Source organism: Acinetobacter sp. AG3 (genome assembly GCF_022343575.1).
Taxonomy (GTDB): domain Bacteria; phylum Pseudomonadota; class Gammaproteobacteria; order Pseudomonadales; family Moraxellaceae; genus Acinetobacter; species Acinetobacter guillouiae.
In genome coordinates this window covers 2441922-2457987 of record NZ_JAKQZD010000001.1, presented here as the reverse complement: position 1 = coordinate 2457987, position 16066 = coordinate 2441922, and the positions used below count along the sequence as shown (strand labels likewise).

The 16066-nt window shown below is 35.6% G+C and carries 14 protein-coding genes and 1 pseudogene; 9 read left to right on the top strand and 6 right to left on the bottom strand.

All coding sequences use genetic code 11. From position 1 onward, the window contains the following. Window positions 1–286 precede the first annotated feature (286 nt). Window positions 287–802: a hypothetical protein gene (locus L3V46_RS11505; protein ID WP_239045745.1), complete on the bottom strand. Its 516-nt coding sequence runs from the start codon at window positions 800–802 to the stop codon at window positions 287–289. A gap of 41 nt (window positions 803–843) precedes the next feature. On the opposite strand from L3V46_RS11505, the gene L3V46_RS11500 reads away from it, so the two are divergent. After that, window positions 844–1176 carry a helix-turn-helix transcriptional regulator gene (locus L3V46_RS11500; protein ID WP_004821175.1) on the top strand — a complete coding sequence of 111 codons (333 nt, stop codon included), beginning with the start codon at window positions 844–846 and terminating at the stop codon, window positions 1174–1176. A 353-nt stretch (window positions 1177–1529) separates the two neighbouring features. On the opposite strand, the gene mqo is transcribed toward L3V46_RS11500, so the two are convergent. Further along, the gene (gene mqo / locus L3V46_RS11495; protein ID WP_004720897.1) at window positions 1530–3176 is read right to left on the bottom strand and encodes a malate dehydrogenase (quinone); all 1647 of its coding nucleotides are present in this window, start codon (window positions 3174–3176) and stop codon (window positions 1530–1532) included. Window positions 3177–3420: 244 nt separating this feature from the next. Here mqo and L3V46_RS11490 point away from each other — a divergent pair. Further along, a pseudogene (locus L3V46_RS11490) lies at window positions 3421–4172 on the top strand (IS5 family transposase). Window positions 4173–4339: 167 nt separating this feature from the next. Here L3V46_RS11490 and L3V46_RS11485 read toward each other — a convergent pair. Then, window positions 4340–4825, bottom strand: coding sequence for an Lrp/AsnC family transcriptional regulator (locus L3V46_RS11485; RefSeq protein WP_004720894.1), 486 nt, complete (start codon window positions 4823–4825; stop codon window positions 4340–4342). 763 nt (window positions 4826–5588) lie between these two features. Between L3V46_RS11485 and L3V46_RS11480 the strand changes: the two genes are divergently transcribed. The 5 genes from L3V46_RS11480 to L3V46_RS11460 all read left to right on the top strand — a co-directional run bounded on the left by L3V46_RS11480 (window position 5589) and on the right by L3V46_RS11460 (window position 11312). Continuing rightward, entirely contained in the window at window positions 5589–6572 is a 984-nt protein-coding gene (locus tag L3V46_RS11480; protein ID WP_151801695.1) for an ion transporter, read from the top strand. A gap of 163 nt (window positions 6573–6735) precedes the next feature. Continuing rightward, the gene (locus L3V46_RS11475) at window positions 6736–7179 is read left to right on the top strand and encodes a hypothetical protein (protein WP_239045744.1); all 444 of its coding nucleotides are present in this window, start codon (window positions 6736–6738) and stop codon (window positions 7177–7179) included. Window positions 7180–7481: 302 nt separating this feature from the next. Then, the gene (gene gltS, locus L3V46_RS11470) at window positions 7482–8702 is read left to right on the top strand and encodes a sodium/glutamate symporter (RefSeq protein WP_004720888.1); all 1221 of its coding nucleotides are present in this window, start codon (window positions 7482–7484) and stop codon (window positions 8700–8702) included. Window positions 8703–9162: 460 nt separating this feature from the next. Then, window positions 9163–10113, top strand: a complete 951-nt coding sequence (locus L3V46_RS11465; RefSeq protein ID WP_239045743.1) for a sensor domain-containing diguanylate cyclase — start codon at window positions 9163–9165, stop codon at window positions 10111–10113. A 66-nt stretch (window positions 10114–10179) separates the two neighbouring features. Then, window positions 10180–11312 (top strand): IS3 family transposase gene (locus L3V46_RS11460; RefSeq protein WP_225367773.1). Its coding sequence is split into 2 segments (ribosomal slippage): window positions 10180–10432 and window positions 10432–11312, totalling 1134 coding nucleotides; the frame shifts between segments, so codons are not numbered across the junction. 373 nt (window positions 11313–11685) lie between these two features. On the opposite strand, the gene L3V46_RS11455 is transcribed toward L3V46_RS11460, so the two are convergent. The 3 genes from L3V46_RS11455 to L3V46_RS11445 form a co-directional block, all read right to left on the bottom strand. Beyond that, on the bottom strand, window positions 11686–12594 hold the full coding sequence (locus L3V46_RS11455) for an alpha/beta hydrolase (RefSeq protein ID WP_239045742.1): 909 nt from the start codon (window positions 12592–12594) through the stop codon (window positions 11686–11688). Between the two features lie 603 nt (window positions 12595–13197). Beyond that, the gene (locus L3V46_RS11450; RefSeq protein ID WP_004720882.1) at window positions 13198–13656 is read right to left on the bottom strand and encodes a DUF441 domain-containing protein; all 459 of its coding nucleotides are present in this window, start codon (window positions 13654–13656) and stop codon (window positions 13198–13200) included. A gap of 108 nt (window positions 13657–13764) precedes the next feature. After that, window positions 13765–14223 (bottom strand): Rrf2 family transcriptional regulator, encoded by a 459-nt coding sequence (locus L3V46_RS11445; protein WP_239045741.1) that lies wholly within the window; start codon window positions 14221–14223, stop codon window positions 13765–13767. A gap of 102 nt (window positions 14224–14325) precedes the next feature. Here L3V46_RS11445 and L3V46_RS11440 point away from each other — a divergent pair, with 102 nt between their 5' ends. Together L3V46_RS11440 and L3V46_RS11435 are read left to right on the top strand one after the other, a co-directional pair. After that, window positions 14326–15234 carry an NAD(P)/FAD-dependent oxidoreductase gene (locus L3V46_RS11440; protein WP_239045740.1) on the top strand — a complete coding sequence of 303 codons (909 nt, stop codon included), beginning with the start codon at window positions 14326–14328 and terminating at the stop codon, window positions 15232–15234. A gap of 107 nt (window positions 15235–15341) precedes the next feature. Further along, entirely contained in the window at window positions 15342–16064 is a 723-nt protein-coding gene (locus L3V46_RS11435) for a pseudouridine synthase (protein ID WP_239045739.1), read from the top strand. Window positions 16065–16066: the final 2 nt, after the last annotated feature.

Genomic DNA, 16066 nt, shown 5'->3' with positions numbered 1-16066 from the left:
GTATAACGATTATTGATTCTGAAGGGGCCTTAGTCGCATATAACATAATCAGCAGTATTGTAAATGTTATAAAACTATCTCCGAAATTTCTAAAATTTAGTAAAGGATATACTTATAAATTTGATGAAGGGCAAGAAAAATTAATATTTCAGAAATATAATGTGGTCGACGACCAGTTTGACCAACTGAAAGGATGCATTAAACAAGTCATTGATTCAAATGGGCAATTGTATATTGCTCATTTAGGAATTTAGTACAGATATTTTTTGATAAAAATAAAAAATTGTTAACTATACATTTTTATAACATCAGTCATCATATTCTTAAAATCTAAAATAACGACATAATGATTGATGCTCGACGGATCAAAATCAGTGTTTACAGAATCAAATAATGTATTTGTTAATGGAGTGATATTTAAATCATCGATAAGACAAGATGAGTCTAAATTAAAATACTCAATATAATAATTAACTTTTATTTTTGCATATTCTGAGTATTTAAAACCAGATAGAATGAGTTCTTGATCATCATTGCTTATATTTTTTGAACACATGGTAAATAATAATGCCATACAGAAGTAGTCAAATTCATCTTTATCAAACACTAAAATATTTAAATCGATAAAATAGTTTTTAAGCATACTTTGAATCAAGGCAAATGAACTTGCTAAATCCGCAGATAAATTTTGGATAATATTAGAATAAGGCATCATTTTTTTAAGTTTTAGTGAATCAATGGGTATTGTATTGCAAAACCATTGTTTTGTAAAACAATACTTATGGTGCAGAATATATTGCATTGCAATACGTCTAAGATACTTTGTTAAGCTAATATCAAAGAATGAATATAGGTCATGCAATACGTTATTTGAGAAAACGGAAAGGCTGGACTCAGCAGCAATTAGCCGATTTTTCTAATACTTCAAAAAGTAATATTTCCAATCTTGAGAACGGCAATCAAGGGTACAGTCCTGCAATACTCCAATACCTTGCTGAAGCATTTAATTGCACTGTAGCGCAATTGTTTTTATTGGCAGAAAGCTTAGATGATGATGAAAACATTGCTGAGAACTGGGATCAGATGCCCATAGATGCACTATTTATACAACTGCCTAAAGATATTCAAGATAATTTAAAACAGCTTATATATAGCTTGATTAAAAATAAGTCCTAATTCTATATCTCCATATTTATTAATATTCTACGATTGATCTTAATTTTCTATTTATTTCATTATGCATAATGATTTTAAGCAATTTAATCTAACTTGATATAATTGAAATCATCTCGTATGTGTCTTTGAAATTTATCACTTTTATATTCTCACTGTGTTTTAAAATAATAATACTCATTTAACTTATAGATAAAATGATCAGACAATAAAAAGCCCCTTATTCAGGGGCTAGTCGTATAGATCACTCTATACTTATATAAGGCTCATCTCATACTGGTTGTATTAAAACACAAAATGAGATATTCAGCCATAAAAAAGATGAGCCGTAGCTCATCTTTTTTTACACAAGAAAATTAATGTGCATTTGCTACAGCAGGAGCAGCAGCGGCTGTAGCATCATTTGCAGCTTTACGAGTAGGTGTGTAGTTTAAACCTAAAGTCGAGCTGGTATATGTACGCACTTGATCAAGCAGAGCAGGGTTGGTATTTAAATCCTGTTGATAAGACTTCACAATCTCATGCAATTTTGGATTCCATTTACCTTTCACTTGCTCAGGGAACGCTTTTTCCATCAAGCTCAACATAATGTATGGAGAAGTTGATGCACCTGGTGAAGCACCAAGAAGGCCTGTGATTGAACCATCTTTAGAGGTGAAGATCTCTGTACCGAATTGAAGTGTTGCAGGTTTACCCGGTGCTTTTTTGATAATTTGAACACGTTGGCCAGCTTGGCTTAAAGTCCAGTCTTCAATTTTTGCATCTGGATAATATTTTTTCAATTCATTGAACTGATCTTGCTTAGACATCGCCACTTGGCTGACTAAATATTTCACCAAGTCCAGATTTTCCATACCAATGGTTGCCATCGGAATCACATTGTTTTTGTTGGTCGCATCAATCAAATCAAACTGAGAACCATTTTTTAGGAACTTGTTTGAATAGGTTGCGAATGGACCAAACAATACATACTTTTTACCATCAACATAACGAGTATCAATGTGTGGTACAGACATTGGAGGTGCACCTAATTCAGGCTTACCATAGACTTTTGCAGTATGTTGTGATGTAACAGCTGGATTGTCTGTCATCAAGAAAATACCACCGATCGGGAAGCCAGCATATTGCTTAGTTTCTTCCAGACCTGTCATTTGCAATAATCTAATCGCAGCACCACCCGCACCAATAAACACATGGCGAGTTTTAACATGGCTGGTTGTGTTGGTTTTTAGATTTTTAAACGATACAGTCCAAGTTTTGTCTGCATTTTGACTAATACCTGTTACTTCAGATGAAGTTTCAAGTTTGAATTTAGGCTGTTTTTTCAAATGATCAATTAATTGAGTCGTAATTGAACCATAATTTACATCAGAACCTACGTCCATACGTGTTGCAGCAACTTTTTGGTTTGCATCACGGCCTTGCATAACTAAAGGCGCCCATTGCTTAATTTCAGCAGGATTTTCAGTATATTTTAATCCTTCGAACATTGGGCTTTGGCTCATCGCTTCATAACGTTTTTTCATGTAGTTCACGCTATCGCCCCAAACAAAGGCAATATGTGGTACAGGATTAATAAAGCTGTTTGGTTGACCTAACACGCCATTTTTGACCTGATAAGCCCAGAATTGTTTACTTACTTCAAATTGTGAAGCAGTATCAATGGCTTTTTTAATATCAACTTTACCATCTTTTTCAGGGGTATAGTTCATTTCCATAAAGCCAGAGTGTCCCGTTCCTGCGTTGTTGAATCCCGCAGAACTTTCTTGACCTACCTGATCCAAACGTTCATACATATTGATGGTCCAGTCTGGTTCAACTTCATTGAGGTAAGTCCCCAAGGTTGCACTCATAATACCGCCACCAACAAGTACCACATCTACAACTGGTTCATCTGCTGTTGTGTTGACTTTTTTAGAAGCAATTGGTCTGAATAAAAAGATCAATCCAATAACAAAAATAACCCCGATGACAATCAGTAGGTATTTAAAAAATCTCTTCATATATTTCCTGTTTCATCAAGTTTTAATAATATTGTAATGTAGAAAAGTTACATAAATGTTAGTTTGTGTAATGATTTTTTTCGTAAATGATTTAAATATATGAAATAATTTGTTTTTAAATTTGTAAAGATGTGTACAAAAAACAACCAGATTAAAATTTGATTAGGGCGTGTCCTCATTTGAAAAATTGGTTTTAAATACTTAAAATCCTCCTTTAAGCTCTTTTGATTTCTATATTTTTTCAATGGCACGTACTCTTCTCACCGATGATATCTGGCAGCAAATTCAAGATACTATGCGATTACACGGTTGTTACTGTTCAAAGAATAGTAGAAATATCATGGAAGCGATCTTATGGAAACTGCGTACAGGCGCCACATGGCGTGATATTCCCCAAGAATTTTGTCCTTGGCAAACTGCTTACAATCGCTTTAATCGTTGGGCAAGCAAGGGATTGTGGGATAAATTTTTTTTAGATTACGAGGCGTCTTGGATCAAGAATGGGTATTCATTGACGGAAGTTACATACGCGTGCATCAACATGCAAGTGGAGCTCGGCATGGTTTCGAAAGAGCAATTGGACAATCACGTGGTGGACGAACAACAAAAATACATCTTGCAACCGACGCGAATGGATTACCGATTGATTTTAAAATCACTGGGGGTGACGTCCACGACAGTCAAGTTGCAAAACAACTGATTGATACGGTAGACGAGGCAACTTATCTCATTGCTGATAAGGGGTATGATGCTGAGCACATTAGAATATATGCCAAGAACAAGAATATGATTCCCATTATTCCATTGAGATCAAACAGTAAGAGATCGAATAAGGAATTTGATAAATATCTATATAAATTAAGACATTTAGTTGAAAATGCTTTTGCGAGATTAAAACATTTCCGTGCTATTGCAACTCGATTTGATAAACTGGCACGCAATTATAAATCTATGATTCGTATAGCCTGTATATTTATTTGGTGCAAAGCCAAATGAGGACACACCCTAGTATATTTGTGTAATAAATATTCAAAAAAGTCTTAGACTAAAGTACTATTTTTTGTAGGTGTTAAGCTTTTTGTAGCTTTAATTTGGCTAAAAAATATGCTGAATAGAAGAGTTTTCCAGCCTCAATATGAAAACTCTTCTCAAGATCTTTTTGCTTATTCAATCATCATGAGGTCTGATTTATTTTCAAGCTTTAAAGGACGTAAAGCAAAAATAGAGCGGGTATGACGAATACCTTTCATTGAATATAAATTTTTACGTAAAAAGCGCTCATAATGTTCAGCATTTTTCACCGCAACTTTGACCAAATAATCATAATCACCTGTTACCAAGTGCGCTTCTACAACTTCAGGCATTTGACTGAGTGCATCACTAAATTGCTCTAAGATCTCGTCATCATGGCGTTCTAAGGTGATCTCAATAAAAAATAGTTCATTAATCCCGATGGCTTTGGCATTTATGGTGGCAGTATAGCCTTCAATGACATTTAAAGATTCTAGACGTTTAACACGTGTCCAACATGGCGAAGAGGAGAGTCCAACCAGTTCAGAGAGCTGAGCGACCGTTAAACGACCATCTTTTCGAAGTGCCGATAAAATTTTGCGATCAATCCTATCTAAAGTGTACTGACTTTCATTCATGAGCTTTACCACAGAAAATATTTTCGAGAATAATGGAATATGTGAAAAATCATTCCGAAAATACTGGAGATTTATATTAAATACGGGAAACATTCTATTCAGTAGAACGCTAGAATAAACTTATCAAATCAAAGACATTTGGGAGACTGGCTTTGATTTAGCGGATAGTATCTTTAGAGGAAAGGGTGCCTTTAACGATACTGTCCGCGACCTTATTCTACGCTTTAAAAAAATTATAAAAATAGCTTTAAAACGATAAAATTCAATCGCGCCTTCACAAATTGCATATGATTCAATAAGATATTGTAATCTTATTTAGGGTCTGTAGACATTTCATAAATGGCTTGCGTTGTAGGTTAAAATTGAGCAGACAAGGCATGAAACGAAGAGAATAGCGAGACTATTTTCGAGTTTCATAACGTAGGCTGAGATAATTTTAGCCACAACCCTTCGGGACTAGCTTGTTTTTTGCCGCTACGTCGTTACCTTGCGAAACAGTGTTTCTCATCATTTAGAATGACTAAATTTCGTATTTCGTGCCTAGTATCGCCTAAAAAACACACGTAGTCGCAAACATAGACGAATTATCAACAGACCCTATTGTATAACAAAAAATTATGCAATGAATAAAATATATTTATACTTTGAGTTCGATGCTTTAACAGTCAAAATAATCAACAAAATTGTAAACTCAAGCAGCTGAAGATGTGCAATTAAATCGAGAAGTATTAAGATGATTTATCTTTAAAATAAAGAATAATGCATGCGATTCACAGCTTGGTACACACTCCGAAAATTTGTATATGACAATTTGCATAATGAAGATTATGAAACGTGGTTTAGTCGTGCGATCAATTTCTCTTTGATTTTTCTAATCATTGGCAATGTTGTCGCGGTACTTTTAGAGTCAATCAATGATGTTTATAAAGCCTATCAGCTTTACTTCGATGCATTTGAGGATTTTTCAATCATTGTCTTTACAGTTGAATATATTTTACGTTTTTGGAGTGTTGCAGAAAAAGAACCGTTTGATTCTGAATGGAAAGTACGTTGGAAATATGTGACCAGTGGTGCTGCGATCATCGATTTACTGGCGATTTTACCTGCATATATCAACTTCTTTGTACATATTGATTTGAGATTTTTGCGGATTCTACGTTTACTGCGTTTATTAAAACTTACCCGATATTTTATTTCATTACAGATTTTACTGCGCGTTATAGAACGTGAAAAGGGTTCATTTCAAGCCGTGATTTTTATTTTGGTGATTATGATCGTGATGGCGGCAGCAGGCATTTATGTTGTCGAAGGTCGTGCACAACCCGATGTCTTTAGCTCAATCCCTGCATCTATGTGGTGGGCGGTGGTGACGCTCACTACTGTGGGTTATGGTGATGTAACGCCAATTACCCCACTTGGACGTTTCCTTGGTGCTTTGATTACCATACTCGGTGTTGGATTGGCTGCTTTACCCGCTGGTATCTTGGCAAATGGTTTAGCCAATGAATTGGAATTAAGAAAGCAACAACTGGAGTTAAAGTTTCGAGATCTGTTAGAAAGCTGTGAAATTGACATCATTCATGATGAAGACAAGATTGATGATATTCGTAGAGATGTTGGCTTATCTGCTGAACAGACGCGAGATATTGTTTTACAACTGATTCGTGAACGTAAAGAACAGGAATTGGAAAGAGAAAAAAACAAGTATTGTTTCTGTCCAAATTGCGGATATAAGTTACCTGAGTGAGTATTTAGATGAATCAACTTAATCTTTCAGAACAGCAGAAAGCTAAATTCGTGAGTATTTTTTCTGAAAGTTTAGGTCTAGATATTTTACAAAACCGATTGCAATCATTTTTGAGGAAGTTTTTCAAAATTATTCATATTTAAAACTTCCTCAAATGAATATCGTGTCTACAGCATCTTTAAAATATCAAGTGTATTATCAAGAACCTGATGCCGATCCTGAAACATTAAGTATTGGTATAGGACATTGGAATATTTATATCTGGAGAACTTTGGATGGAAACTGGTGTCTAGATGATTTGTATGAAGAACCAATCGAAATCGTAGCAGAGATTTTAACTTTGTATCCTTTGTTTTCAATGATTCCCAAAAATGTGAAAACTCTCAAAGAGCTATTAGAATTAGGAATGATTTTAGAACAGCATTTATTTCAATTACCGAAATTTTCGGAAATTCGACCTGATGATTGTCGCGAAGTATTGTCATGGGATGGGCGTTATTTGTTAACAGGTAATAAAGTCGAAAATTTGAAGTTGTACAGCTATCGTGAATGGAGTCAATTGATTCAGCGTGAAAATTTTTTTAATAATGAATTGACCCTAAAATGAAGATGAGTGACCGTCATTTATAAAAATATAAGTAGTGAATTATCTTGGATCCGTAGTCATCATCTACATAGCACTATCCATTCTTAAATTGGCTGAGACGAATCAATGCTCGCTTTATTTGCGCTGAGTGCTTCACAATAACAACGATAAATTCAATCTATATAATGATGAAAATTCTTTTAAATATTTTGACCAACGAATAGCCAAATAAGAGTTTTAAATTTATTTTTTACATATTTTTTAATGAATTATTGAGTAAATTTAAGTATTAATAACGCCATAAAAGTTTTGAATGGTTAACAATGAACATTAATGTTGATATTTTTGGCACGATTGCAATTGCTGTAGCCGTTCTTTTTATTGGTTATTTTCTTGTAAATAAGATCAGTATATTGAAGCAATATAATATTCCTGAACCTGTAGTAGGTGGGTTAATTGCTGCTGCTGTAACTTTTGTGCTTTTTAAGCAATTTAATTTAACCGTAAATTTTAATGCTAATATTCAACAAAGTTTTATGTTGATGTTTTTTACATCTGTTGGGCTGAGTGCAAGTCTACTTAAGCTAAAAGAAGGGGGCAAGTCGCTGCTTCTTTTTATGGTCTGCGTAGTGATTTATGTGCTATTGCAAAATGCTGTTGGGATAAGTTTGGCAACCGCACTCGATTTAAATCCTTTGATTGGCTTGATTGCAGGATCTGTTACTTTAACTGGTGGGCATGGTACAGCTGGAGCATGGGGCAGTATTTTTGAAGAAAATTATGGTATCAAAGGTGCGATTGTTTTAGGAATGGCGAGTGCGACATTTGGTCTGGTCATTGGTGGAATGATGGGTGGTCCAGTTGCAAAATTTCTGATTCGTCGTTATCAATTGGCTGAAGAAATAGCACCATCTGCAGCGCGTATGCAAGCTCCTCCATCTGCTGAAACAGCACCATTTGAATATCCAGAAAAGACCCGTTTGATTACCGCTGATGATGCGGTTAAAACCATAGGAATGTTTGCACTGTGTATCGTCTTTGCTAATTTCATGACCGGTGTTGCCAAAGGACAATGGTTTGAGTTACCGACTTTTGTATGGGCATTGGGTTGTGGGGTGTTTTTACGGAATACACTGGAATATGTATTTAAAATTGAACTGTTTGACCGTTGTATTGATGTATTTGGTAATGCCTCGTTGGCTTTATTTTTAGCTATCGCCTTAATGTCTTTGCAATTGTGGTTACTTGCTGATTTAGCTGGTCCATTGGTGATCATTCTGATCGTTCAGACGGTTTTTCTTGCTTTATATCTGTTTTTTGTCACTTTCCGAGTTATGGGTAAAAATTATGATGCAGCAGTATTGTGTGCAGGTCAGTGTGGGGTAAATTTAGGTGCAACACCAACTGCTATTGCCAATATTCAAGCTGTAACCAATACTTATGGGCCTTCGCATAAAGCATTTTTAATTATTCCTCTAACTGGCGCATTTTTTGTTGATATTGTGAATGCCGTTGTTATTCAAACCATTACAAAGTTCTTTTAAATGTTCTGTTAGAAAAAGCGATGTGATGACTTAAGCATTTGGGAAACAGCCACAAAAAGTGGCTGTTTTTTTTTGTATTTAAATCAGTTTGATCATTACTCTTTTGAATCTCACACTGTTTTATACAAATCATATGGCTGCAATAAATCGTGATTTAGACTAAGGTTTTCTGTTGGTGACTTTAAACTTTCAAAAACACTTAGATGAGGAATTGAATATTTGAGCGAGATCAACGCTTAAAGGATGTAACGGATTGAAGTTTTACTCAAAAATTTAATGAACACAGTAATATACTTTAAATATGAATCATCATAATATGTAAGCCACAAACTCTGTGCTTGATATATTTTACGTGTTCAAGCTTTGAAATTAAGTCAGCGCTAGGCACTAGCATTTATTTCATCAGTGTAGAGTTTGAGCTTATATACTTAAATTGGATCACACTCGTCTAGGATGATGTATGTCTAAAACGAAACAACCAACCTCAAAACAATTACTGTCAGTGATTCAGACACAGACAGCAATTGCAAAATTAGGCTTAGATATCAATGCTGTCATGACTTTAGTGGCAGAGCAAGTTCAATTAATTACCCATGCAAAAGGTGCAATTGTAGAGCTCGCTGAAGAAGGTGATATGGTCTATCGTGCCGTTTCGAATGGTGCAAATCAATTTTTAGGCCTACGCTTAAAGATGGATTCTAGCCTTTCAGGGCTTTGTATCGCGCAGAATACGACTTTATATTGCAAAGACAGTGAAACTGATGAGCGTGTAGATCGTGAAGCATGTAGACGGGTTGGATTGCGTTCTATGGCTGTTGTACCGCTAATTCATTGTGATGAACCGATTGGTGTATTAAAAATTTATTCAGAACGGGTAAATGCCTTTAAAGAAAGTGATATCAATTTACTTACACTGATGTCTGAACTGATTGCTGCTGCGATGTATCATGCCAGTAAGTTTGGTGCTCAAGAACTCTATAAACTTGCGACACAGGATCAGTTAACAGGACTTGCCAACCGCGCTTTATTCCTCGATTGTTTAAGACAAGGTGTTGAACAAGCTAAACGTACACAAAAGTTACTTGGAATCTTGATCATCGATATGGATGGTTTGAAGCCAATCAATGATCAATATGGACATCGTTTAGGTGATGAGGCATTAAAAGAAATAGGTAAACGTATCGTCAATATTACCCGACACGATGATTTGGTTGCGCGTTTAGGTGGTGATGAGTTTGCAGTGATATTAAGTAGTCTTGGCGATCAAGAGCTGGCAAAAAAAGTCATGAATCGCATTGTTGAGGCATGTGGATTACCGTTTGTATTTGAAAATGTCAAATTAACTATGGGTGCAAGTGTCGGTCTGGCTTTATTTCCTGAAGATGGTATAGAGGTGGATCAGGAAATTTGAACAACACTTATAAGTGATATTTTGCTCCCCAAATGATGTTATAAACATCAATATATGGAGTATTTTATGGCACGTAGACCAAGAAGAAATCATTCAAATGATTTTAAAGCTAAGGTAGCACTTGCTGCGATTAAAGCAGAAAAAACACTTGCTGAATTGAGTGCTGAATTTGATGTTCATCAAAACCAAATTATCGACTGGAAAAATCAACTGATTTCAGCTTCCTCGCAAGCTTTCGATCAATCAAAAGCTCCAACAGAACCACCCATCGATCTAAAAAAACTACATGCAAAAATCGGTGAGCAGGCATTAGAAATTGATTTTTTAGAAGGTGTGTTGAAGAAACTGGGCCGCTTCAACCACAAAAGTTAATCGATGACTCACTTCAGATTTCAGTATCTAAGCAAGCTCAGCTGCTGAAAGTCTCCCGTGGTTGTTATTACTATCGCCCAAAACCTGTGAGTGCATCAGATCTGAAGCTGATGCGGTGTATGGATGAGTTACATATGCAATACCCTTTTGCAGGTAGCCGTATGATGCGTGATTTGTTGAATCGTCAAGGACATCATATAGGACGACGTCATACACGTACTTTAATGAAGAAAATGGGCATTAATGCGTTATATTGCAAACCAAATTTAAGCCAGGCTAATCAAGCTCACCGCAAATATCCATATCTGCTCAAAGGATTGGCTATTCAGCGCAGTAATCAAGTGTGGTCTACGGATATAACGTATATCCCTATGGCAAAAGGCTTTGTTTATTTATGTGCTGTGATTGATTGGCATAGCCGCAAGGTACTTGCGCATAGAGTATCGATTAGTATGGAGGTTACATTTTGCATAGAAACATTAAATGAAGCTATTGAAAAATATGGTCGACCTGAAATATTTAATACAGACCAAGGCAGTCAGTTTACCAGTGATGCATTTATTGATGTATTGAAATCAAATGACATCCAAATCAGCATGGATGGTAAAGGTCGATGGGTTGATAATGTGATGGTTGAACGATTATGGCGGAGCGTTAAATATGAAGAGGTGTATCTCAAAGCCTACAGCAATGTTTTGGATGCGAAGAAGCAATTAAACGCATATTTTGAATTTTATAATTTGAAACGACCTCATTCGAGTCTGGACAAAATGACTCCAGATGAGTTTTACTATGACCAGCTACCACAACAAAATAAGGTAGCTTAACTAGAGCAGAGTATCACTTATAAATAAGCTTTTAGTTGTTCAAACATGTGGGACCACCTCTGTATTGAACTCAATAAGTTGATTGAGTTTGCAGACCTTAAAATGTATGAACATAAACGTTCTAGAAAAATGATTAATCTAAACACTTGAAATTTAAGATCTTTGATAGGAAATAAGTTTTAGTGAGGTTTAGATCTCATCAATATCATTTATGTTGAGTATATGCATTGAAAGTATCTGCAATCATTATGTACACGCATTTATCAATTTTATGAATTGAATGTAGCTCAAATTTAACCTGACAGTCTCAATCAAATATCGGTAACTGTTAGATCAGGTTTGAGCTATACATATCAGCGCTGATAATAACTAATTACTGATAATGACTCATCACTATATTGTTATAAGCCTCTGGATGATGTAACCAAGGAATATGCCCTGAGTTTGAAAGTGTAAATAAATGTGCTGTAGGGTATCGATTGATCACGAAGTTTTTACTTGTTGTATAGATGTCCTGATCTCCATAGACAATGGTAATCTTAAAATCTGGATTTTCTAATCCAGTTAACAGCGGATACTTGATGATTTCAGGTCTGGTTTTATTGATCGGCTCTGCTTTCAGTAAATCAAAATCATCAGTGAGATTTGGATGATCTGTTGCAATAAATCCTTCATTATAGTTTTTCATAACTTGTTTAAAGAGGCGTTTATAAGCTTCATCGCTTCCAAGCGCGCCTAAAAGGCTATTTAATCCCATTTTTGTCCATGCCCAAGCACTTGTTTTGGACTTGTTGAGTTGCATGACTTCTTTCTCAGTTTGTTTCCATTGCGTATTGGTACCTGAGCCTGGGCTACATAAAAAAAGACTGAGTAAATTATCAGAATGTTTTTCAGCATAGATTTGTGCATAAAGTCCACCCCAAGAGTGTCCCCATAAATGAAACTTATTGATTTTATAAAATTCTCGAACAGTTTCAATATCGCTTAAATAAGCCTGCATAGAATAGTCTTTATCAAGACAAGGAGATTTTTGGGTTCCTCTTTGATGAAATGTGATCACTTGAAAATGATCTTTTAAAAGATCGGCAACGGCAGAGAGATCACTTGGAAAACCAGGTCCTCCATGTAATAAAATTAGTGTCTCTTTGTCTGGATTTGGATAAATAATACTAAATAAAGTATTTCCATTATGATCGACAATGTTGCTTTGCATTTGCGTTTGATAATTTGCTGATTGCAGCGTAGAAGACTGTATTTCTATCGAATTTGCATTATTTTTCATGTCCAATATGGTACCTCATTTTATTTGAGCAAATCAAAAAATGGTAAGGTGAACCAATCTAAAAATGTTTCTGTATTGATTCTGATTTTTAAAAAGTATTTTTATACAAGCTTATATAGTAGCTTATTTATACCAGATGATAAACCCGATAAATGGTCTAAGAAAAAACAAGTGTAGCGATGACTTGTAATTGTTTGATTAAAATATCTTGAGTTTCTATTTTAAATACGATGATTTGTTCACTTATTTTATGATAACAAATTGTTATTTATCTGATGAATAAAGATCTTTTAAAAGTCAAAAAAGATCATGGAAAGTGAGTTGTATGGGGATTGAACGTTCTTTTTTCCCTTTGAGAGAAGGCTAGAATGAGGGGGATTTTACGCTGAGCTTTGGTTTTAAAAAAGACTTATGCAAGATTCCTAATATAATGAGTAGATTTTAAAAAATTAATCTTATTAAAGTAGTGGAAGGATGATCAATGATGTGTGAAAAATTCTAAATTCACCCTTTATCAATAGAATTACTGGCGAAAGTAAGCCTATTGATAAAGTTCAGCGAGCACATTCTTTTTAGATACACAATTGGTGATTTTAAAATACCTTAAGTTTTTCCAATCAGTAAAGATAGGATTCCTGCAGCAATCAATGGACCCACAGGAACACCTCTGAGCAGTGCAACTCCAGCGACTGTTCCAATCAATAAGCCTGCAACAACATTGGGTTGGCTGCTCATTAAGGAAACGCCACGACCACCTAACCATGCGACCAATAAACCGATCGCAATGGCTGTTAATGATTTCCAGTGCATAAATGATTTTAAGATGACATCACCGGGGATTTTGCCACTGGCAATTGGAGTAAGTACGCCAATGGTTAAAATAATAATGCCGACTTCTAAACCGTGAGTTTGTAATAATGGGAAAAATTCACTTAATGGTGTGATTCTAAAGACGATCAAAACCCCAGCTGCAATGGTGACCGCAGTATTGTGACTAAAAATGCCGCAGGCCAATAAAACAAGGAGCACAATTAAATTTAGGTCTAGACTAGAAAGACTCATCAATATTCAGCATTAAAAATTAATATATCCATTCATTATACTAAAAAGCGGTATGTGAATTTGCCTTGTCTGGCAATGATTCACATTTAAATTCAGTCGAGTGTGGATTTAGTGAACAATAAATTTTTCAGTTTCAGCACCCAATAAATTCCATTCATACTCAAAGTCTTGCGCCAGTTTAGACAGATTTGTTGATTTAAGTTTTTGTATTAAAATGTTTTGTGCTTCTTGCATGGCTTGGTTTAAAGCCTTATTCACCACCAATTCAACCAGACAGTTGGGTGTTTCTTGTTCATTGCCAATGGCAAAAATAGTAGGTTCTCCAACAGCCTGATAAATATCAAATAAAGATATTTCCTCTAAAGCTTGTACTAAGGTCCAGCCTCCACCGGGGCCTTTGTCTGCATGCACAAAGCCTGCTTTTTTTAAACCAGACATGGTACGACGTACTACGACAGGATTGGTGTCTAACATGATTGAAATTTGTTCAGAGGTGAACGGTTTTTTTTCACGGGCCATATGTAATAGCACATGCAACATTCGAGAAAGCTTACTGTCTTTACGCATAGTTTTTAAGTCAACGCTCTTTTGTTAATTGTAACATTAAAAGTTGCAATTAGAAAAATAACTCAATATAGTAACTTTAAAAGTTACTTATTGGTATTGAAAATGAACTATGACGTCGTAATTATTGGTGGGAGTTATGCAGGTTTATCAGCAGCATTACCATTGCTTCGTGCTAGAAAAAAAGTGTTAATGATTGATGCAGGCATGCGTCGTAATCGTTTTGCTGAACATTCGCATAATTTCTTAACCCAAGATGGCAATACGCCAGCAGCAATTATTCGTGATGCAAAATTACAGTTAGACAAATACCAAACTTTGTCATGTATTAACGCATCCGTCACCGATGTGAGGGCTGTCGGGCAGCAATATGAGGTTCAAATAGACCAAGCCGATGACAGGTTTACAACCATTCCAGTCAAAAAAATAATTATTGCTACAGGTGTTAAAGATGATTTACCTGAAATCGATGGTTTAGCAGAACGGTGGGGGAAAAGCATTTTTCATTGTCCATACTGTGATGGCTATGAGTTAAATCTTGGAACACTTGGAATGTTATGTTCAGGTCTACATTCGATCCATATGGCATTGATGTTACCCGACTGGGGCAATACCACTTTATTTTTAAATGATGTAATTTCACAAGCTGAATTAGATCCCGTCACACTTGAGCAGCTTAAACAAAGAAATGTGAAATTGGATACACGCAAAATTGTCAAAATCCACAATCATTGTGATTTAGTCTTTGAAGATGGTGAGCAGGTTCAATTAGATGGATTATTTGTTTCCACTTTTATGCGCATCAACGCTCCTTGGGTTAAAAAACTGGGGATAGTGCTTGATATAAATGAATATAGTGAAGCCATTCAAACCACAGCCATGAAAGAAACCAATCTTAAAGGGATATATGCTTGTGGTGATATTACCCGTTCAGGTGGGTCAGTTGCTTTCTCAGTCGCAGATGGGGCACTGGCGGGTGTTGCTGTACATAAGTCATTTATCTTTAATACCTGATAAAAGCATCTATTGATTAATCAATAAGGCTAAAAAAGTCTGAATGTTGTTTGGGTTTCAATTCACGATACTTTAAAATGTATCGTGAATTTTTAAGGTATTGATTTATGTTCTTGGAAAAAATGTTGCAATCACAAGGCTTTGGTTCACGTAAGCATTGCCAACAACTCATTAAAAATGGTGCAATTCAAATCCAAAACGAGGTCGTTACCGACCCCAAATTTAAACTTGATCCTCAAAACCTAGTATTTTCAGTGTATACCGAAACATTTCAATACCGTGAAAAAGTCTATATTGCCTTAAATAAACCGCAGGACTACGAATGTTCCCATCAATCAACACACCATTTTAGTGTTTTTGATTTATTCGATGATGTCCTTATGAACCGTGGTTTACAAACTGTTGGTCGTTTAGATCAGGATACGACGGGTTTATTGCTACTGACGGATGATGGGCAGTTTTTGCAAGCATTGACTCATCCTAAAAAGCATGTGGCTAAAGTTTATCAAATACAAACAGCCGATCCGATTACAGATGATCAGATTCAACAACTTGAACAGGGTGTAGAATTACGCAATGAAAAGGGTACCTTTGCAGCAACAGATGTACAGCGCTTGGCTGAATATGCATTACAAATGACTGTGCACCAAGGGGTTTATCATCAAGTCAAACGGATGTTGGCTGCTGTGGGGAATAAGGTTGAAAGCTTGCATCGTGCACAAGTCGGGCAATTAGCACTCAAAGAATTAGTTGAAGGTGAGTGGGTCTATTTGACAGAAGATCAGGTGAATGCTGCTAGAAATAGTCAAAATGAACAAATAGTGATTTGATC

What these genes read in the sequence shown, in the direction of transcription:
- L3V46_RS11480 (WP_151801695.1), top strand. Translation starts at nt 5,589, where the DNA reads ATGCGATTCACAGCTTGGTACACACTCCGAAAATTTGTATATGACAAT.
- L3V46_RS11505 (WP_239045745.1), bottom strand. Translation starts at nt 802, where the DNA reads ATGCAATATATTCTGCACCATAAGTATTGTTTTACAAAACAATGGTTT.
- L3V46_RS11465 (WP_239045743.1), top strand. Translation starts at nt 9,163, where the DNA reads ATGTCTAAAACGAAACAACCAACCTCAAAACAATTACTGTCAGTGATT.
- mqo (WP_004720897.1), bottom strand. Translation starts at nt 3,176, where the DNA reads ATGAAGAGATTTTTTAAATACCTACTGATTGTCATCGGGGTTATTTTT.
- L3V46_RS11435 (WP_239045739.1), top strand. Translation starts at nt 15,342, where the DNA reads ATGTTCTTGGAAAAAATGTTGCAATCACAAGGCTTTGGTTCACGTAAG.
- L3V46_RS11485 (WP_004720894.1), bottom strand. Translation starts at nt 4,825, where the DNA reads ATGAATGAAAGTCAGTACACTTTAGATAGGATTGATCGCAAAATTTTA.
- L3V46_RS11455 (WP_239045742.1), bottom strand. Translation starts at nt 12,594, where the DNA reads ATGAAAAATAATGCAAATTCGATAGAAATACAGTCTTCTACGCTGCAA.
- L3V46_RS11500 (WP_004821175.1), top strand. Translation starts at nt 844, where the DNA reads ATGAATATAGGTCATGCAATACGTTATTTGAGAAAACGGAAAGGCTGG.
- gltS (WP_004720888.1), top strand. Translation starts at nt 7,482, where the DNA reads ATGAACATTAATGTTGATATTTTTGGCACGATTGCAATTGCTGTAGCC.
- L3V46_RS11445 (WP_239045741.1), bottom strand. Translation starts at nt 14,223, where the DNA reads ATGCGTAAAGACAGTAAGCTTTCTCGAATGTTGCATGTGCTATTACAT.
- L3V46_RS11440 (WP_239045740.1), top strand. Translation starts at nt 14,326, where the DNA reads ATGAACTATGACGTCGTAATTATTGGTGGGAGTTATGCAGGTTTATCA.
- L3V46_RS11450 (WP_004720882.1), bottom strand. Translation starts at nt 13,656, where the DNA reads ATGAGTCTTTCTAGTCTAGACCTAAATTTAATTGTGCTCCTTGTTTTA.